Origin of the sequence: Streptomyces sp. NBC_01142 (genome assembly GCF_026341125.1) — a bacterium.
In the GTDB taxonomy this organism is placed as follows: Bacteria; Actinomycetota; Actinomycetes; order Streptomycetales; family Streptomycetaceae; genus Streptomyces.
The window spans coordinates 1,710,023-1,728,645 of sequence record NZ_JAPEOR010000001.1; the positions used below are offsets into that span (position 1 = coordinate 1,710,023).

General features: G+C 70.0%; 14 protein-coding genes and 1 pseudogene. 12 read left to right on the forward strand and 3 right to left on the reverse strand.

Annotation, left to right across the window (positions count from 1 at the left end; translation table 11 throughout):
- The first annotated feature begins 163 nt into the window (after positions 1 to 163).
- The 6 genes from OG883_RS07940 to OG883_RS07965 all read left to right on the forward strand — a co-directional run bounded on the left by OG883_RS07940 (position 164) and on the right by OG883_RS07965 (position 8,717).
- The gene (locus tag OG883_RS07940; RefSeq protein WP_266541343.1) at positions 164 to 2,080 is read left to right on the forward strand and encodes a glycogen debranching N-terminal domain-containing protein; all 1,917 of its coding nucleotides are present in this window, start codon (positions 164 to 166) and stop codon (positions 2,078 to 2,080) included.
- A gap of 96 nt (positions 2,081 to 2,176) precedes the next feature.
- Positions 2,177 to 2,941, forward strand: coding sequence for an NUDIX domain-containing protein (locus OG883_RS07945; protein ID WP_266536867.1), 765 nt, complete (start codon positions 2,177 to 2,179; stop codon positions 2,939 to 2,941).
- A gap of 125 nt (positions 2,942 to 3,066) precedes the next feature.
- On the forward strand, positions 3,067 to 4,827 hold the full coding sequence (locus tag OG883_RS07950) for an ABC transporter ATP-binding protein (protein WP_266536870.1): 1,761 nt from the start codon (positions 3,067 to 3,069) through the stop codon (positions 4,825 to 4,827).
- 159 nt (positions 4,828 to 4,986) lie between these two features.
- On the forward strand, positions 4,987 to 5,874 hold the full coding sequence (locus OG883_RS07955; RefSeq protein ID WP_266536873.1) for a FadR/GntR family transcriptional regulator: 888 nt from the start codon (positions 4,987 to 4,989) through the stop codon (positions 5,872 to 5,874).
- A 339-nt stretch (positions 5,875 to 6,213) separates the two neighbouring features.
- Positions 6,214 to 7,770, forward strand: coding sequence for an RNA polymerase sigma factor (locus OG883_RS07960; RefSeq protein ID WP_266541346.1), 1,557 nt, complete (start codon positions 6,214 to 6,216; stop codon positions 7,768 to 7,770).
- A 131-nt stretch (positions 7,771 to 7,901) separates the two neighbouring features.
- A complete protein-coding gene (locus OG883_RS07965; protein WP_266536876.1) occupies positions 7,902 to 8,717 on the forward strand; it encodes a trypsin-like serine protease in 816 nt (271 codons plus the stop codon).
- Positions 8,718 to 8,864: 147 nt separating this feature from the next.
- Here the strand turns inward: OG883_RS07965 and OG883_RS07970 are convergent, their stop codons facing one another.
- Entirely contained in the window at positions 8,865 to 9,095 is a 231-nt protein-coding gene (locus tag OG883_RS07970) for a hypothetical protein (protein ID WP_266536878.1), read from the reverse strand.
- A gap of 433 nt (positions 9,096 to 9,528) precedes the next feature.
- Between OG883_RS07970 and OG883_RS07975 the strand changes: the two genes are divergently transcribed.
- The 5 genes from OG883_RS07975 to OG883_RS07995 all read left to right on the forward strand — a co-directional run bounded on the left by OG883_RS07975 (position 9,529) and on the right by OG883_RS07995 (position 15,831).
- Positions 9,529 to 11,646, forward strand: a complete 2,118-nt coding sequence (locus OG883_RS07975; protein WP_266536881.1) for a type IIA DNA topoisomerase subunit B — start codon at positions 9,529 to 9,531, stop codon at positions 11,644 to 11,646.
- Between the two features lie 105 nt (positions 11,647 to 11,751).
- The gene (locus tag OG883_RS07980; RefSeq protein WP_266536884.1) at positions 11,752 to 12,915 is read left to right on the forward strand and encodes a sensor histidine kinase; all 1,164 of its coding nucleotides are present in this window, start codon (positions 11,752 to 11,754) and stop codon (positions 12,913 to 12,915) included.
- Entirely contained in the window at positions 12,912 to 13,586 is a 675-nt protein-coding gene (locus tag OG883_RS07985; RefSeq protein ID WP_266536887.1) for a response regulator transcription factor, read from the forward strand. The genes OG883_RS07980 and OG883_RS07985 overlap by 4 nt, the downstream gene beginning before the upstream one ends.
- 98 nt (positions 13,587 to 13,684) lie before the next feature.
- The gene (locus OG883_RS07990) at positions 13,685 to 14,242 is read left to right on the forward strand and encodes a DUF485 domain-containing protein (protein ID WP_266536890.1); all 558 of its coding nucleotides are present in this window, start codon (positions 13,685 to 13,687) and stop codon (positions 14,240 to 14,242) included.
- Entirely contained in the window at positions 14,239 to 15,831 is a 1,593-nt protein-coding gene (locus tag OG883_RS07995) for a cation acetate symporter (RefSeq protein WP_266536893.1), read from the forward strand. The genes OG883_RS07990 and OG883_RS07995 overlap by 4 nt, the downstream gene beginning before the upstream one ends.
- 1 nt (position 15,832) lies before the next feature.
- Here OG883_RS07995 and OG883_RS08000 read toward each other — a convergent pair whose 3' ends face one another.
- Positions 15,833 to 16,513 (reverse strand): response regulator, encoded by a 681-nt coding sequence (locus OG883_RS08000; protein WP_266541348.1) that lies wholly within the window; start codon positions 16,511 to 16,513, stop codon positions 15,833 to 15,835.
- A 29-nt stretch (positions 16,514 to 16,542) separates the two neighbouring features.
- On the reverse strand, positions 16,543 to 18,186 hold the full coding sequence (locus OG883_RS08005) for a sensor histidine kinase (protein ID WP_266536896.1): 1,644 nt from the start codon (positions 18,184 to 18,186) through the stop codon (positions 16,543 to 16,545).
- Positions 18,187 to 18,242: 56 nt separating this feature from the next.
- On the opposite strand from OG883_RS08005, the pseudogene OG883_RS08010 reads away from it, so the two are divergent.
- Positions 18,243 to 18,600 (forward strand): annotated as a pseudogene (locus OG883_RS08010) (alpha-glucosidase); the annotation flags it as partial.
- Between the last annotated feature and the right edge of the window lie 23 nt (positions 18,601 to 18,623).

Sequence of the window (18,623 nt, forward strand, 5' to 3'; positions counted from 1 at the left end):
CCCCACCGCTCCTCGTCGGCCCCTCGTACCGCAGACCGGACAGAACCACGGGCGGAGCTCCGGACAGAACTCCAGGCCGGGTTCCGGGCAGAACCCCGGGCCGGGCCCCGCACCGCCGGGAGCCGGACGGCGGGGCGATCTTCCGCCGGTGCACTCCTCGCTCATGTGTGTGGCACTGCCGAACCTGGCAGTCTCCCCCGAGCACGGGCAGCTCACCGGCCAGGGGCTCGAAGGTGTCTACCAGTCGGGCCGACGGCTGCTCTCGCGCTGCCAGTTGCGGGTGGCGGGGCGCGAACCGGTCGCAGTGCAGGGCAGATTGGTCTCCGCCGACAGTGCCAGATTCGTCGCCGTGGTGCGCACCCCCACCGACACCGGTCCCGACCCGGAGGTCGGCGTGGAGCGGTCGCGCGACGCCTACGGCACGGAACGGATCACCCTGCGCAGCTCGGCTGCCAGACCCCTCAGGTTCCCGGTCGAGATCGCGATCGGCACCGATCTCGCGGATCTCGGCGCGGTGGCGGCCGGCCGGCCCGGTCCCGAACTGCCCGCCAGCGTCCATGCCTCAGGCATGCGCTGGTCGGCAGGGGGAGGCACCCACGCGGTCGTCACGGCCGAGCCGCCCCCGAACGACGCCCTGGCTTCGGCAGGACTGCTGCGCTGGGAGGTGGAGTTGCTGCCCGGCGGCTCCCGCACCATCGAGCTGCGTGTCCGCTCCGATCGCCCCTCCCGGCTGTCGGCCCGGACTCGCAGCGGGACGCTTCCCGAGGCGCGGGCCGAAGGGGACGATGCCCGCATCGAGCCACTCCTCAGGACCAGCCTGGGCGATCTCAGGGCGCTGCTGCTGCGGGACCCCGGCCACCCGGCGGACGTATCCCTGGCAGCGGGAGTGCCGTGGCGCTGCGGTCCGGCCCCCGCCGAGGCCCTGTGGGCCGCGCGGATGGCGCTCCCGCTCTCCACCAGGCTGGCCGCGGCCACCCTGCGCACGCTCGCCCGTACCCAGCATTCCGGTCCGGGAGCGGACTTCGGACGCATCCCCGGTCCCCTCAGGGACGCGGGCCCGCATCTGCCGCCGAGTTGTACCGGCGTCGAGGCGACCCTCGCCTTCCCGGCGGTCCTTGCGGAGGCATGGCGCTGGGGAATGCCCGAGCAGGAGCTGACGGAGCTGCTCCCGGCGGCCGAGCGCTGTCTGCACTGGCTGCGGCAGGCCGCGGGTGAGGACGGGTTGCTGCCCGAGCCCGGTCCGTTCGGAGCCCGGCGCGCCGAGACTCAGGCCCACGCCCATCGGGCGGCACTGCTCGGGGCCGATCTGCTGGAGGCTCGTGGCCGTCCGGGCGCCGAAGGCTGGCGCGAGTGGGCGAGAGCGCTGCGCCACCGTTTCCGGGAGCGCTTCTGGATCGACGACAGAGCGGGCGGCCGTCCGGCGGCGGCCCGGATGTCCGACGGTCGGCCGGTGCCGCACCTGAGCGGCGGCGCCGCGCACCTCCTGGACGCCGGCCTGCTCGGCGGCGGGCAGCTCGCCCCCGGCCTGCTGGACAAGGTGCAGACCGAGCAACTGGCCAGACTGCTCGGCAGCCCGGCGATGGACTCCGGCTGGGGGTTGCGCAGCTTGGGGACGAAGGAGCCGGGGCACAACCCGTTCGGGCATCGCGCAGGCGCCGTACGGGTGCATGAGACGGCAGTTGCGGCAGGGGGCCTGGCGGCCGCCGGATACGAGAAGGAGGCGGTCTCTCTGCTTCGTGGCCTCTTCGACGCAGCAGAGGCCTTCGGGCACCGGCTGCCCGAGATGTACGCGGGGGAGCAGCGCACGGGGGACAGTGCGCCGGTGCCGCACCCAGCCGCGTGCCGCCCCGCGGCGCTCGCCGCGGCCGCCGGGATTCAGCTCCTCGCCACCACCCTCGCCGGCATCCGTCCCGACGCTCCGGCCCGGACGGTTGCGCTGCACCCGGTCCGCTGCGCTCCGCTCGGCGCCGTACAGATCGCCGGCCTGTGCGTCGCGGGTGAGCCGTTCGCCGTACGGGTCAGCAGGCTCGGGCTCGGGATGGTCGAGGAGGCCGCAGACGGACTCCAGTTGGGAGTGTGAGCCGGGTGGGTGCGCGGCACGGATATGGACCAAGAAACAGTCGCCGCAGGAGGCGAAGGGAGTGTTTATCGTCAGGCAGACGACTATGATCGCGGCATGTCGCCCTACGACCCGTCGGCCTATCCGCCCTTCGCTGTCACCGTCGACCTGGTCGTGCTCACCGTGCGCCGCCATGCGCTCTGCGCACTGGTCGTACGCCGCGGAGAGCAGCCGTTCCAGGGACGGTGGGCGCTGCCCGGAGGGTTCGTCAGAGGCGACGAGGATCTGGCAGCGGCGGCGGCCCGCGAGCTCGCCGAGGAGACCGGCCTGTGTGCGCACGACCCGGCGTCTCCCGCACCCGGGAACGGCGCCCATCTCGAGCAGCTCGCGACCTACGGCGACCCCAAGCGGGACCCCCGGATGCGGGTCGTCAGCGTCGCCCATCTGGTGCTTGCCCCAGACCTTCCCGCGCCCCGCGCGGGCGGTGACGCGAACAGCGCGCGCTGGGCTCCCGTGGAGGACCTCCTCGGCCAGGAGAGCGGGTTCGGCCGCGAGGCCGAGCAGCCTGCCGCACTCGCTTTCGATCATGCGCGAATCCTGGCGGACGGGGTGGAACGGGCCCGTTCCAAGATCGAGTACTCCTCGCTGGCCACTGCCTTCTGTCCGCCGGAGTTCACGGTCGGCGAGCTGCGCCGGGTGTACGAAGCCGTGTGGGGGGTCGCTCTCGATCCCAGGAACTTCCACCGGAAGGTGACCGGTACGCCAGGGTTCCTGGTCCCGGCCGGCGGTACCACCACCCGCCAGGGTGGCCGCCCCGCCCAGCTTTTCCGGGCAGGCGGCGCCACCGTCCTGAACCCGCCGATGCTGCGTCCCGAGGTCTGACGGAGTTCGGTCAAACGTCTGACACCCGGTGCTCTGCCAGCTGCGCCAAAAGTCCGAAATGTCGCGTTATCTTGCTGCGGTACCCACCTGCCGCCGAGCGGTTCTCACCTTCCGCGAGAGAAGCGATGCTCCAGGCCATCGGACTCACCAGTACCCACCGCCGAGACCACCCCTCCGCAGTCGACGACCTCACCTTCGAGGCCGGGCCGGGCCGTGTCACGGCGCTGCTCGGCGCGCCGGGCTCCGGAAAGACAACGGCACTACGGCTGATGCTCGAACTCGAGTCCGGCCGCGGTGTGACGTATTTCCGCGGCAACCCCCTCCACCGCATCGCCCACCCCGCCCGCGAGGTCGGGGTGCTCCTGGGTGACGTACCGGGTAATCCCGTACGGACCACCCGGGGTCAGCTCCGCATGCTCTGCGCCGCCGCCGGAGTGCCCGCCGGGCGCGCCGACGAGATGCTCGAAGCGGTCGGCCTCGCGGGCCTCGGCAACCAGCGTCTCGGCACGCTCTCCGTCGGTATGGACCGCAGACTCGGGCTCGCATCCGCACTGCTGGGCGACCCGCAGACGCTCATCCTCGACGAGCCCTCCAAAGGGCTCTCGCCACGCGAGAGCAGCTGGCTCTTCGGGCTGCTGCGTGCCCATGCCGCACAGGGCGGAACCGTCCTGTGCACCACCAGTGACCCCAAGGAGGCAGCCCGCAACGCCGACCGCGTCGTCACTATCGACGAAGGCCGCCTTGTCGCCGACCAGAACGCCGCCGCCTTCTCGCGCACCAGGCTCCGCCCCCGCGTCGCGGTCCGTACCCCGCACGCCGCCCGCCTCGCCCACGTCGTCAACCGGGAAGCACGTGCCGCCCAGCGCTCTGTCGAGGTGGTCGCCGAGGAAGGCAGTCTCCTCTCCGTCTACGGCAGCAGCTGCGCCGAGATCGGCGAAACCGCCTTCCGGCACGGAGTGCTCGTCCACCGGCTCTCGGACGAGGTCGGCGACGCAGGCCCCGCAGCGGGGGCGGTGCCCGCCCCCACACGCGCCACCGACGCCGAGAATCGGCCCGTCCCGGCCGCGCCGCAGCCACCCGGCCCCAACCTGCCCCCGACGCCTCCGAGCCCCGCACGCAGCCCCCTGCGGCCCCTGCGCTACGAACTCCGCCGTCTCCTCGGCGTCCGCACCGCCCCGTTGATCGCGGCTGCCGTGCTCGTCGCTTCCCTCGCCCTGTGCATCCTGCTCGCGCGCACCGGCAGTACCCCGCTGCCGAGCCTGCTCGTTGCCTGGCCCGAGGTGCTGCCGCTGCCGCCCGCGGCCTTCGGGGCGGGCCTGATCGGGGCGCTCTCCTTCGGCGAGGAGTACCGCTACCCCGCGCTCGCCGCCGCCCGCGGCACCGTCCCTCGCCGCCTTGGCCTCCTCCTCGCCAAGCTGGCCGTGACCGCCACGGTCGCCCTGCTGCTCGCGCTTCTCGTCGTGCTGGCCGACGCCCAGGCCCTCCGTCTCGTCTACGGGACGGATGTGACACCGGCAGCCCGGAACTGGCCGGTCATGGCAGCCGGTTGGGGCGGACTCACGGTCGGCTGCGCCTGGGCCGGGCTGCTCGCCGCCGGTGTCTTCAAGGTCACGGCCGCCGGAGTGGCCGCGGTACTCGCCGTACCGGTCCTCATCGCCCCTCTCGTACAGAAGGCGCTTGTCGTTCCGGCAGCCCGTTCCATCGCCGGACTCCCGGGCCGGCTGCGCGAGCTGGCCTGGGTCGAGTTGCCGCAGCGGGCCGACAGCTGGCTGATGACCGGGGTGCGCCTCGTCGCCCAACCTGTCGGCGCCGCACTGACGTTGTCGCTGTCGGCCCTGATCTGCGCATATCTGTTCACTGGACTTCGCCGCAGAGCCCGTTGGTGATCAAGGTCGACCGAGACTCGGCGAAGTGTTCACAACTCCCTTGAGGTCGCCCGTTTCTTTCCGATAAGGCGTCAATTGTGAGGCGAGCGCCGATCACCCTTTCGTGTGCTTTTCACCAAAGACCTCAAGGGCCGCCGGAGCCACGCCGACAAAGGATGCGTGAGTACCCTTGCGCACACCATGATGACCGCCGCCCGCCCCGTCGAGTCCTCCCTCGCCGGCCCGGGTGAACTCGACCGATACCCCTACGCGGAGTCGCCCGGCGCCGACCGCGTCGGCCCTCCCTCCTGGGGCGGTGCCGACGTGGAGTTGGGCCGGGTCGGCCGCCGTGCGGCAGGCAGCCGGGGCCGCGGACTGCACGGTCAACTCGTCCAGCAGCTTGGCCAGATGATCGTCTCCGGCGACCTCGGCGCCGACCGTCCGCTCGTTCCCGAGGAGATCGGGCAGCGCTTCGAGGTCTCCCGCACTGTCGTCCGGGAGTCCCTGCGCGTCCTCGAGGCCAAGGGCCTGGTCAGCGCCCGTCCCAACGTCGGCACCCGGGTCCGTCCGGTCAGTGACTGGAACCTGCTGGATCCCGACATCATCGAGTGGCGTGCCTTCGGCCCGCAGCGTGACGATCAGCGCCGGGAGCTGAGCGAGCTGCGGTGGACCATCGAGCCGCTCGCCGCGCGGCTCGCCGCCGGGCACGGCCGCGAGGACGTCCAGCAGCGCCTCACCGACATGATCGAGATCATGGGCCACGCCCTCGCTCAGGGTGACGGGATCACGTTCTCCCGGGCTGACGCGGAGTTCCACTCCCTGCTCATCCAGCTCGCCGGCAATCGCATGCTCGAGCACCTCTCCGGGATCGTCTCCGCAGCCCTCCAGGTCTCCGGCGGCCCGGTCACCGGCTGTGACCGCCCCACCGATGCCTCTCTGGCTCACCACGCGCGCATCGCCGACGCCCTCGCTTCCGGTGACCCGCACGCCGCGGAATCGGCCATGCGCCAACTGCTCACCGTGCACCCGGAGGTGGAGCGGGTCGTGCCCGCACCCCGCGAGCACTGATCGCAGGGCGCGGTCGGGGAGTATGAAGGCGTACGCATCGTGTGTCGCCGGATTCCACGGGGGTCCGGCGGCACGATTGTGTGGTAAACGCCCCATCTGGCCGGTTCGTCGTAGATGAGGTGTGACTCGGGCCACGTGGATTGGGCGTAACACTCCTCGAAACCGTGCGATGACCTAAGAGGTGACCGCCGAGGAGGGAATACAGCAGCCATTCAGGGCGCTGTGTCAGCTCCGAGGTCCACTCCGCGCCACCGGCACATCCGCAGCCTGGTGGTCGTCGGCTCCGGCCCGATCATGGGCGGGGCCGGAAGCCGTTTCCATCGTTCCGAGAGGTTGTTCGTGTCGGCCAGCACATCCCGTACGCTCCCGCCGGAGATCGCCGAGTCCGAGTCTGTGATGGCGCTCATCGAGCGGGGAAAGGCTGATGGGCAGATCGCCGGCGATGACGTGCGTCGGGCCTTCGAGGCTGACCAGATTCCGCCAACCCAGTGGAAGAATGTTCTGCGCAGCCTCAACCAGATCCTCGAGGAAGAGGGTGTGACGCTGATGGTCAGTGCCGCGGAGTCGCCGAAGCGCGCCCGCAAGAGCGTCGCAGCGAAGAGCCCGGCAAAGCGCACCGCCACCAAGACCGTCGCGGCCAAGACCGCCACGGCGAAGACCGTCGCGGCCTCCGCGGCGCCGACGGCCGATTCCGTCGACGTCCCGGCCGACGAGGCATCGGCGACAGCGACTGCCAAGAAGACGGCCGCCAAGAAGACGGCGGCCAAGAAGACGGCGGCGAAGAAGACCGTCGCAAAGAAGACTGTGGCCAAGAAGACCGCGGGCAAGAAGGACTCCGACGAGGCCGCCGAGGGCGAAGAGCTGCTCGATGAGGTCCAGCCCGGTGGCAAGGGCGAGGAGGAAGAGGCCGAGGGCGAGAACAAGGGCTTCGTCCTCTCAGACGACGACGAGGACGACGCGCCTGCGCAGCAGGTTGCCGTCGCCGGTGCCACCGCCGACCCGGTCAAGGACTACCTCAAGCAGATCGGCAAGGTCCCGCTCCTCAACGCCGAGCAGGAGGTCGAGCTCGCCAAGCGCATCGAGGCGGGCCTGTTCGCCGAGGACAAGCTGGCGAACTCCGACAAGCTCGCACCGAAGCTCAAGCGCGAGCTGGAGATCATCGCCGAGGACGGCCGCCGCGCCAAGAACCACCTGCTGGAGGCCAACCTCCGCCTGGTGGTCTCGCTGGCCAAGCGCTACACGGGCCGCGGCATGCTCTTCCTGGACCTGATCCAGGAGGGCAACCTCGGTCTGATCCGCGCGGTCGAGAAGTTCGACTACACCAAGGGCTACAAGTTCTCCACGTACGCCACCTGGTGGATCCGTCAGGCGATCACCCGCGCCATGGCCGACCAGGCCCGCACCATCCGTATCCCGGTGCACATGGTCGAGGTCATCAACAAGCTCGCGCGTGTGCAGCGCCAGATGCTCCAGGACCTGGGCCGCGAGCCCACCCCGGAGGAGCTGGCCAAGGAACTGGACATGACCCCCGAGAAGGTCATCGAGGTCCAGAAGTACGGCCGAGAGCCGATCTCCCTCCACACTCCCCTGGGTGAGGACGGCGACAGCGAGTTCGGAGACCTCATCGAGGACTCCGAGGCGGTCGTGCCGGCCGACGCGGTCAGCTTCACGCTCCTCCAGGAGCAGCTGCACTCGGTACTCGACACCCTGTCCGAGCGTGAGGCGGGCGTGGTCTCCATGCGCTTCGGTCTCACGGACGGCCAGCCGAAGACTCTGGACGAGATCGGCAAGGTCTACGGCGTGACGCGTGAACGCATCCGTCAGATCGAGTCCAAGACCATGTCGAAGCTGCGTCACCCGTCGCGTTCGCAGGTTCTGCGCGACTACCTCGACTAGGTCGCCTCAGCAGTACGCCGCCGAGGGCCCGGATCCCGCCAGGGAGCCGGGCCCTCGGCGTGTCCGGGTGCATGCAGCGGCGGACTGGATGACTCTGAGTGGACTGAATTTACTCAGAGTCAGGAGTCCATATGCCTCGTCCCATCGCCCGAGCATTGACGGGTGCGCTGGCCCTGACCGCCGTAGTGGCCCTGGCACCGCTCGCCTCGCCTCTGCCTGCCGTCGCCGACAGCGTGGTCGTCGGCGGCTATCCAGTGGAGGTCGACGACAGCCCCTGGGTCGTGGCGCTGTCCAGCCGTGACCGGTTCGGAGGAACCCGAGCGGGTCAGTTCTGCGGCGGAGTCCTGGTGGCGCCCACGAAGGTGATGACGGCCGCCCACTGCCTGAGCCGGGTGGTCCTCGGTCAGGAGGTGAGCGAGGTACGCGATCTGAAGGTCATCTCGGGACGCTCGCAGCTGCTCGGAGCCGGGGGCCAGGAGATCCCGGTGAGCGGCACCTGGGTCAATCCGGAGTACAACCCGCTGACGAACAGTGGGGACATGGCCGTGCTGACGCTGTCCGAGGCCCTTCCCGCATCCAGCGCGATCGGCCTGGCGGGCGTCGGTGACCCGGCCTACGTGGCGGGCACGAGCGCAACCGTCTACGGCTGGGGCGATACGAGGGGGAACGGCAGCTACGCGTCCTCGCTGCGCGCCGCGCCCGTGACGGTGCTGTCGGACGCGGAGTGCGGGCAGGCGTATCCCGGCGGCGTGGGCGGGAGGTACCTGGAGTCCACGATGCTCTGTGCGGGAGACCCACGGGGCGGGCACGACGCCTGTCAGGGCGACAGCGGAGGGCCGCTGGTGGCGCAAGGCCGACTCATCGGCCTGGTGTCCTGGGGCAGCGGCTGCGGCTTGGCGCAGAACCCCGGGGTGTACACCCGTGTCTCCGCTGTGGCTCTGCCGTAGTCCGGCTTGGCGCCGAACGCTCGGAGGATCCTGGCTTCGCGGTTACGGTATGCGAGCGGGCGACTGCCCCTGGTATTCAGGGGCAGTCGCCCGTCGGCCGGTCCTGGATCGGCCCTTGGCTCGTCGTGGATGCGAGGTGTCTGCGTGTCAGCGGTCCTCTTCACCAACGCTGGCCGGCACGGCCGTCAGTCGGTCGGTCTCATCCTGTATTTCCGCGGCGATCTTCTTGAGTTCCGGCTCGAACTTGCGCCCGTGGTGGGCACAGAAGAGCAGCTCACCACCGCTGGTCAGGACGACGCGCAGATAAGCCTGGGCGCCGCAGCGGTCGCAGCGGTCAGCGGCCGTCAGCGGGCTCGCGGGGGTCAGAACAGTAGTCACGTCGCCTCTTCTCTAGCTCGACGAGCTGTCGTACCAGGGTCAACATCCAACCAGGCCGAAAACGTTCCCGCTCGTGGCTTTTCCTCGAAACTTCTTCCCAAGGTGGCTGTCTGTTGCCGGTTGGCGGCGAATGAGCCGTATTGCTTCGCTCTACGGGTTTCGCGTTGCTTGTCTCGTTTGGCCCTCCCGGCTGGGTTGCCGGTTGTTGATGAGGACGTGCCCGGAGCCTAAATGGTTCATGCCTGGAAGGGAACGTGATGTGCACGTCACTCCATCGAGGGATCGAACACGTATGCGACGCTGGACTAGCATGAGAAATCACGAGGGTGGCGTTACATCGGCTCTACCAGGCCTCGGTACCCTCTGACGGGCGACCGACGCCGGGCCTTTACCCCACTGGGCCACATTTGAAATTCAGCGAGGAGCGAACCGCGTGACCGCCGAAACGTCCGTGCCGTCCACAGCGCTGCTGACTGCAGACCGTGACGGTTCCAACTACACCGCGCGGCACCTGCTCGTACTCGAGGGGCTCGAGGCGGTCCGCAAGCGCCCGGGCATGTACATCGGGTCCACCGACAGCCGCGGCCTGATGCACTGCCTCTGGGAGATCATCGACAACTCCGTCGACGAAGCCCTCGGCGGCCACTGCGACCACATCGAGGTGATCCTCCACGAGGACGGGTCCGTCGAGGTCAAGGACAACGGCCGGGGCATCCCCGTCGATGTCGAACCCAAGACCGGCCTTTCCGGCGTCGAGGTCGTGATGACCAAGCTGCACGCCGGCGGAAAGTTCGGCGGCGGCTCGTACGCCGCGTCGGGCGGTCTGCACGGCGTGGGTGCCTCCGTCGTCAACGCCCTTTCCGCCCGCCTCGACGTCGAGGTGGACCGCAGCGGAGCGACCCACCTGATCAGCTTCCGCCGCGGTGTCCCCGGAATGTTCACCGAGTCCGGGCCGGACGCGCCCTTCGACCCGGCGAACGGGCTGCTCAAGGGCAAGCGGGTGCCCAGGACCCGTACCGGCACGCGCGTGCGGTACTGGGCCGACCGGCAGATCTTCCTCAAGGACGCCAAGCTCTCCCTGGAGCACCTCCACCAGCGCGCCCGCCAGACCGCCTTCCTCGTGCCCGGGCTGACCCTCGTCGTCCGCGACCAGCGGGACCTGGACGGCGAGGGCAAGAGCGAGGAGATCTTCCGCTTCGACGGAGGTATCAGCGAGTTCTGCGAATACCTCGCGCAGGACAAGGCCGTCTGCGACGTGCTGCGGCTGACCGGACAGGGCACCTTCAAGGAGACCGTCCCGGTCCTCGACGACCGCGGTCATATGACCCCCACCGAGGTCACCCGCGAGCTCGGCGTCGACATCGCCATGCGCTGGGGCACCGGATACGACACCGGCGTCAAGTCCTTCGTCAACATCATCGCCACCCCCAAGGGCGGCACCCATGTGAGCGGCTTCGAGCGCTCCGTCACCAAGACGATGAACGAGGTGCTGCGCTCGGCCAAGCTGCTGCGCGTCGCCGAGGACGACATCGTCAAGGACGACGCCCTGGAGGGCCTCACCGCGGTCGTCACCGTCCGGCTTGCGGAGCCGCAGTTCGAGGGCCAGACCAAGGAGGTGCTGGGCACCTCGGCGGCGAACAGGATCGTCGCCAATGTCGTGGCCAAGGAGCTCAAGGCCTTCCTGACCTCCGCCAAGCGCGACGAAAAGGCGCAGGCCCGTGCGGTGATGGAGAAGGCCGTTGCCGCCGCCCGTACGCGTATCGCTGCCCGCCAGCACAAGGACGCACAGCGCCGGAAGACCGCCCTGGAGACCTCCTCGCTGCCGGCCAAGCTCGCCGACTGCCGCAGCGACGACGTGGAGCGCAGCGAGCTCTTCATCGTGGAGGGGGACTCCGCGCTCGGCACCGCCAAGCTCGCGCGGAACAGTGAGTTCCAGGCGCTTCTGCCGATCCGCGGAAAGATCCTGAACGTACAGAAGTCGTCCATCTCGGACATGCTCAAGAACGCCGAGTGCGGCGCGATCATCCAGGTCATAGGAGCGGGATCGGGCCGGACGTTCGACATCGACGCCGCCCGCTACGGCAAGATCGTTCTGCTGGTCGACGCCGATGTCGACGGCGCCCACATCCGCTGTCTGCTGCTGACGCTCTTCCAGCGCTATATGCGGCCCATGGTGGAGGCGGGCCGTGTGTTCGCCGCCGTACCGCCGCTGCACCGGATCGAGCTGATCCAGCCCAAAAAGGGCCAGGACAAGTACGTGTACACGTACTCCGACAGTGAGCTGCGCCAGACGCTGCTGGAGTACCAGCGCAAGGGGGTCCGCTTCAAGGACTCCATCCAGCGCTACAAGGGTCTGGGCGAGATGGACGCCGACCAGCTCGCGGAGACCACGATGGATCCCCGCCACCGCACCCTGCGCCGGATCAACATCGGGGATCTCGAGTCCTCCGAGCAGGTGTTCGACCTGCTGATGGGCAATGAGGTCGCGCCCCGCAAGGAGTTCATCACCAGCTCCGCGGCGACACTCGACCGCTCGCGCATCGACGCCTGAGACCGCCCCGTCCACCCAGGGGTGGAGCCGTGAGCTCCACCCCTGACCCGATCCCGGGCCGGGCTCCTCCTCCGTAGCATCGTGGGCGATGGAGGAGGACCCAAGGTGCCCAGCAGCAAGTGGACCGAATGGCCCACGCGGGAAGCGCTGTCCCGCCTCGGCGTACCGCGCGTCCGTATCGCCCTCGACATCGTTCTGCTTGCCGCGCTGGCGGCATTTGCGGTGTACAGCGCGTACCGCTCGGACGCATTCCACGGCTGGCGGGCGGTGCTCCCACCCATGGCTCTGCTCTGCTGCACCGCGGCCTTCCTCACCTACCACCACACGACCCTGGGCAACAGACTGCTGCCTTCTCTCGGGCTGCTTGCCGGCGTCGCCGCCTGCGGAGCAGGGTCGTACGCCGCCGGGGCCGCGATCCCGGCAGCGGTGCTGTGGGTCAGCATCTCCGTCATGGCGTTGGAGCGACTTCCGCTCGGTGCTGCCCTGGGGGCCGTCACGGTGATGGTGACCGGCTTCCTGCTGACCGATGACAGCGGTGCCCTGGGAGCAGGATTCACGACGGCCGCGGTGCTGCTCGCCGGCTATTCGCTCCGCCTCGATGCCCAGGCCCGTGGCGCCGGATTCCGGCTGCTCGCCCAGGAACGTGCCGCCCGTGAGGCGGAGGCCACCTCCGCCGCCCTCGGTGAACGGGCGCGTATCGCACGCGAGATCCACGATGTCCTCGCGCACAGCCTCTCCGCGCAGCTGGTGCATCTGGAGGCGGCCCGGCTGCAGATCGAGCGCGGCCCGGAAGGGCCGTTCCGCGAACAGATCCTGGAGCGGGTGGTGGCGGCACGCGGCATGGCCCGCGAAGGTCTCGCCGAGACTCGGCAGGCACTCTCCGCCCTGCGCGGCGAGATGGTCCCCGTCGAGGACTATCTGAGGGAGCTGGCCGTCATGGACGGGGCCCAGAACGAAGTGGCGGGGGAGCGGCGGCAGTTGCCCGCCGAGGCCTCGCAGGCCGTACGGAGAGTGGCGCAGGAGGCCCTGACGAACGTGCGCAAGCACGCGCCGGGGGCCAAGGTGCGCATGCTGCTCGTGTACGAGGAGGGTGAAGTGGTCCTGGAGGTACGGGACTCGGGCACCACAGCGAAGGCCGGTGAACTCAGGACTGCCGGCTGCGGGTACGGTCTGCTGGGGATGCGTGAGCGGGCTGAACTGCTCGGTGGCTCCCTGGAGGCGGGACCGGAGGGAGAGGGCTTCGTGGTGCGGCTGCGAGTGCCGGCATGACCGCGCAGATCGCCAGGGTGGTCGTCGCCGACGATCAGGCGGTGGTGCGCGAGGGCATTGTGATGCTGCTGGGACTGCTGCCCGGCATCGAGGTCGTCGGCTCGGCGAAGGACGGTGAGGAGGCGGTCGCCCTTGTCGCCGCACTCGCCCCCGACGTCGTGCTGATGGACCTGCGGATGCCCCGCTGCGACGGTGTGGAGGCGACCCGCCGTATCCGCGGCGAACACCCCGCCACCCAGGTCGTCGTGCTCACCACCTACGCGGACGACGACTCGCTCTTCCCCGCGCTGCGGGCGGGAGCGCGGGGCTACCTCACCAAGGACGCCGACGGCGACGAGATCGTACGGGCCATCCAGGACGTACTCGCCGGGCGGGCCGGGCTCTCACCGGTCGTACAGCGACGGCTGCTCGAGCAGATCACCGCGCAGCCCGAACCGACCGGACCGAAGCTGCCCGACGGCCTGACCGCCCGCGAGGGCGAGGTGCTGATCCTGATCGCGGAGGGCCTCGCCAACACGGACATCGCGCGCCGTCTGCACATCTCCACAGCCACCGTGAAGACCCACATCAACAACCTCTTCTCGAAGGCCGGCATCCATGACCGCGCCCAGGCGGTGCGGTACGCCTATCGGGAGGGCCTCGCGCAGCCACCCGGGACGAGCGTCACCTGATGGGGTGAAGAGCGGCGGGAGAAGAGTCCGGGATCTCCCTGATCTGTCCATTCTTGGTCAGCGAGCCGAAACGGTTCGCTGACAAGGAGAGTTGATCGGTGGAGAAGCAGGAAGGGCAGCACGCCACAGCGGTGCGGCTCGACGACCCGTGGTACGACGCGCTGGCCTCGGGCTGGGGCGAGCTGGACGGCACGGGTGCCCCCGCTCCCGTCGTGGCTCCCGCGCCGACGGACCGTGGGAGCGCCGGACCCTGCGCGGCCGACATCTACCTGGAAGTGCATCGCAGCGCCGCCTTCCAGGAGGTGCGCAGCCGCTACCGAAGGTTCGTCGTGCCCGCCGCCCTCGCCTTCCTCGCCTGGTACTTGGCGTATGTCGTCGCCGCGACCGCCACGCCCGGGCTGATGGCCAGGCCGGTGGCGGGAGCGGTGAATGTGGCGATGGTTGCGGGGCTCGGGCAGTTCCTCACCACCTTTCTGCTGACCTGGGCGTACGCGCGCCATGCGCGGCTGCGCCGGGACCGTGCGGCCCTCGAGCTGCGCTGGACCGTGTTCGATCAGACGAGGGCACAGGAAACGAGAGCACAGGAAACGAGAGCACAGGAGACCGGGGTACAGGAGACCGCGGTACCGGAGATGACGCGGGGGGCCGGGCGTTGAGCGGCGACCACCAGACCCTGGCACTGCTGCTGTTCAGTGCGTTCATTGCCGCCACCCTCGCCATCACGACCTGGGTGAGCCGCAACCGGCGTGGCTCCGCGGAGGAGTTCTACGCAGGCGGACGGCTCTTCTCGCCCATGGAGAACGGTTTCGCCATCGCCGGCGACTACATGTCCGCCGCCTCCTTCCTCGGAATCTCCGGACTCATCGCCCTCTACGGCTACGACGGAATGCTCTACTCCGTCGGTTTCCTGGTCGCCTGGCTGGTCGTGCTGCTCCTCGTCGCCGAACTCGTGCGCAACTGCGGCCGGTTCACCCTCGCCGACGTCGTCGCGTCGAGAATGAGCGAGCGACCTGTCCGTATCGCCGCGGGAACTTCTTCGGTCGCCGTGTCCGTTCTCTATCTGGTGGCGCAGATGGTGGGAGCCGGAAGCCTGGTCGCGCTGCTCCTCGGTGGTACGAGCGAGGCCGCGCGCTCGTGGACCGTGATCGGCGTGGGTGCCCTGATGGTGATCTATGTGTCGTTGGGAGGGATGCGAGCCACCACCTGGATCCAGATCGTGAAAGCCGTGCTGCTGATGGCGGGCGCGATCGCGATGACCGTGCTCGTACTGACCCGCTTCCACGGCGACTTCAACCAGCTGCTCATCTCCGCCGCCGAACGCAGTGGCCATGGCAAGGACTTCCTCTCGCCCGGCCTCAAGTACGGCGGGAGCTGGACCGCGCGCCTCGACTTCATCAGCCTCGGCCTGGCACTGGTGCTCGGTACGGCGGGACTGCCGCACATCCTGTCCCGCTTCTACACCGTGCCGACCGCGCGGGCCGCCCGCCGCTCGGTCGTCTGGTCGATCGGTCTCATCGGCAGCTTCTATCTGATGACGATCGTGCTCGGCTTCGGTGCGGCCGCCGTGCTCGGCACCGACGAGGTGCGGCAGTCGAACGCCGCCGGGAACACCGCGGTTCCGCTGCTCGCACTGGACCTCGGCGGTGGAGCGGGCTCCACCGGAGGAACGGTTCTCTTTGCCGTCGTCGCGGCGGTGGCCTTTGCGACCATCCTCGCTGTCGTCGCCGGGATCACCCTCGCCTCCTCCGCCTCGGTGGCCCACGATCTGTACGCCTCGCTCCGGTGGCGCCATGCCAAACAGCACAGCGAGGTCGCGGTGGCCAGGGTCGCCGCGGCCGGCATCGGGGTGGCCGCGATCGCGCTCGGCCTGCTCGCCCGGGACCTGAACGTCGCGTTCCTGGTGGGCCTGGCCTTCGCGGTCGCTGCCTCCGCCAACCTGCCCGTGCTGCTCTACTCGCTGTTCTGGCGGAACTTCACCACGCGCGGCGCGGTCTGGTCGGTGTACGGCGGTCTGATTCCGGCGGTGGTCCTGGTGGTGCTCTCACCAGTCGTCTCGGGGAGCCCTGAGGCACTCTTCCCGGGGATGGACTTCCATGTCTTCCCGCTGCAGAACCCGGGCCTGGTCTCCATCCCGCTGGGCTTCCTGGCGGGATGGATCGGCACCGTCACCTCGACGGAGCCGCCGGACGCGGCCAAGCACGCGGAGACGGAGGTACGTGCGCTGACGGGTGCTGGTGCGGTGTGAGTCAGACGCTCGCCGACCAGAGGTAGCGGTGTTCCGGGCGGCCCGTCTCGCCGTACCTCAGGCTCAGCCGCACCCGACTCGCCCGCTCCAGCAGCTTCAGATAGCGCTGCGCGGTCTGCCGGCTCACCCCTGCGCGTTCGGCGATCTCCTGGGTGGAGAGCGGCCCCTCGGCGGTCAGCAGCACCTGGCGTACCAGCTCCGCCGTGGTCGGTGAGTGGCCCTTGGGCAGTTCGGGGGCGACCGAGCCCGCCGACAGGGCCCCGAAGATCCGGTCCACCTCGGCCTGTTCCGCCTCGCCGCCGCCGTCCAGGGTGCGGCGCAGCCCTGCGTACGCCTCCAGCTTGGAACGCAGCCCGGCGAAGGTGAACGGCTTCACCAGGTACTGGAGCGCACCGTGGCGCATCGCCGCCTGGACGGTGGCAACATCCCGCGCCGCCGTCACCATGATCACGTCAGTCTGGTGGCCGAGCCTGCGCAGCTCCCGTACGACCGCAAGACCGTTCCCGTCCGGCAGATAGTGGTCGAGGAGGATCAGGTCCACCGGGCACTCGGCGATCCGCTCCAGGGCCCCGGCAGCCGAGTGCGCCTTCGCGCAGACCCGGAAGCCGGGCACCTTGGACACATAGGCCGCGTTGATCTCCGCGACCCGGACATCGTCGTCCACCACCAGGACGTCAATCAGTTGGCCGGTTGCCTCGGCGCCCCTGTCCGTCATCGCGCCTCCACGGCAGTGGCCAGCCCCGGTTCGGCCAGCGCCTCCGGGAGTACGACGGTGAATTCGGCGCCGCCGCCCGCCGGCTCGCGCACCCGCGCGCTGCCGCCCTGCCGCTCCGCGAGCCTGCGCACCAGCGCCAGCCCGAGACCGCGCTTGCCGTGCGCCGGAAGCTCCTTCGTGGACCAGCCCTCCGTGAAGATCAGCTCCCGCTGGCCGGGTGCGACTCCGGGGCCGCTGTCCGCGATCCGCAGCACCGCCGTACGGCCCTGCGCATACAGCTCGACCTCGATCTGCGGGTCCTGGGAGCCGGCGGCCGCGTCCAGGGCGTTGTCCACGAGATTGCCGACGACCGTCACCAGACCGCGCGGGTCCACCAGCCGGTCGGGCAGCAGTGTCCCTGGCGCGATGCGCAGCGAGACGCCGCGCTCCGCCGCCACCGTCGCCTTGCCCACCAGCAGCGCGGCCAGCAGCGGGTCATGGATCTTCTCGGTGACCTGCTCGGCGGTGGCCCGGTGCACCCCGACCACCTCGGTGACGAATTCCACCGCCTCCTCGTGCATCTCCAGTTCCAGAAGACCGAGCAGCGTGTGCAGCCGGTTGGCGTGCTCATGATCCTGTGCGCGCAGGGCGTCGATCAGTCCGCGGGTGGAGTCCAGCTCGCGGCCCAGCTGCTCCAGCTCGGTGCGGTCGCGCAGCGTGGCGACGGCGCCGCCGTCGTCGGTCGGCATCCGGTTGGCGACCAGTACCCGGCTTCCCCGTACGGTCAGCAGATCCTCGCCGGTGACCTGCCCCGCCAGTACATCGGTCGTACGGCCCTGACCCAGCACCTCGTCGAGCGGCTGCCCCATCACCTCGGGACCCAGGCCGAGCAGCCGCTGCGCCTCGTCGTTCATCAGCCGTATTCGCCCGGACGCGTCGAGGGCCACGACGCCCTCCCGGATGCCGTGCAGCATCGCCTCGCGCTCGGCCAGCAGCGCGGAGATGTCGGAGAAGGCCAGGTCGTGGGTCTGACGCTGGAGCCTGCGGGAGATCAGATACGCGGCCAGGGCCCCGACGGCCAGCGCTCCGCCCGCGTACGCGAGCAGCCCCGGGATCGCCGCGAGCAGCCGGGCGCGCACGCTGTCGTACTCGATGCCGACCGATACCGCGCCCACGATCTCACCGCCCTCGTCGCGCAGCGGCACCTTCCCCCGCGCGGAACGGCCGAGCGTCCCGCTGTCGATCTCCATCACCTCCCGGCCCGCGAGGACCTCGCTCGGATCGGTGGAGACGACACGCCCGATCTGGTCGCGCGAGGTGTGGGACCACCGCACCCCGAGCTCGTCCATGACCACGACGTACTCGGCGCCGGTGGCCTGTCTGATCCGCTCGGCCTCGGCCTGCACAGGTCCGTCGGCCGTCGGCCGCGAGCCGATCAGCTCGTCGGCGACCTCGGGGGACGCAGTGGTCTCGGCGATGGCGAGCGCCCGGCGCATCGCCTGGTCGTCGAGCTGGGCGCTGAGGGGCGCGAGAAAGAGACCGGTGGCCAGCACGGTCACACCGGTGGCGATGGCCAGCTGCATCAGCAGGACCTGCGAGAAGACCCGCTGCGGCCAGCCGAACCGCCGTCGCCGGGCGGGGGCGGTCGGTACGGGATTCATGCCTACGAACGGTAAGGGCCAGATGGCCCTTTCTGAAATCTCCGGCACAACGCAAGCGCATCCAGGAACCGACACACCTCCGCTCCGAGGGCGTGGCCCCCGGTCCTGACGGCTGCCGGGTTGCCGCTGCCCCGGACTGCGGCTGCGCCGTACTCAGGATTCGTCTCGGGTGCTCCGCCGTGGCCGCCGCAGCCCGCCGGCTCGGCCGCGTACGCCGCCGGCCGCCCAGGCCGCTGACCCTTCCTCGATGCTGAGCCTCTACCGAAAAGCTGTGCGTCTGCGCCGCACCGAACTCGCGGTTTCGGGGACGGCCCGCTGCACCGGCTGCGATCGCGAGCCGGTGTTCTGGCCTTCGCCCGCACATACCGTCCGACCTGCGTCGGCAACCTCGTGGATGACCCCGCCGAGCTCCCCGCCCCTATCCTGGGAGGCCGCCC

Bases quoted from the DNA above. Each gene is read 5' to 3' on its own strand.
- OG883_RS07940 (WP_266541343.1), top strand. From the start codon at position 164: ATGTGTGTGGCACTGCCGAACCTGGCAGTCTCCCCCGAGCACGGGCAG.
- OG883_RS07950 (WP_266536870.1), top strand. From the start codon at position 3,067: ATGCTCCAGGCCATCGGACTCACCAGTACCCACCGCCGAGACCACCCC.
- OG883_RS07945 (WP_266536867.1), top strand. From the start codon at position 2,177: ATGTCGCCCTACGACCCGTCGGCCTATCCGCCCTTCGCTGTCACCGTC.
- OG883_RS07965 (WP_266536876.1), top strand. From the start codon at position 7,902: ATGCCTCGTCCCATCGCCCGAGCATTGACGGGTGCGCTGGCCCTGACC.
- OG883_RS07985 (WP_266536887.1), top strand. From the start codon at position 12,912: ATGACCGCGCAGATCGCCAGGGTGGTCGTCGCCGACGATCAGGCGGTG.
- OG883_RS08005 (WP_266536896.1), bottom strand. From the start codon at position 18,186: ATGAATCCCGTACCGACCGCCCCCGCCCGGCGACGGCGGTTCGGCTGG.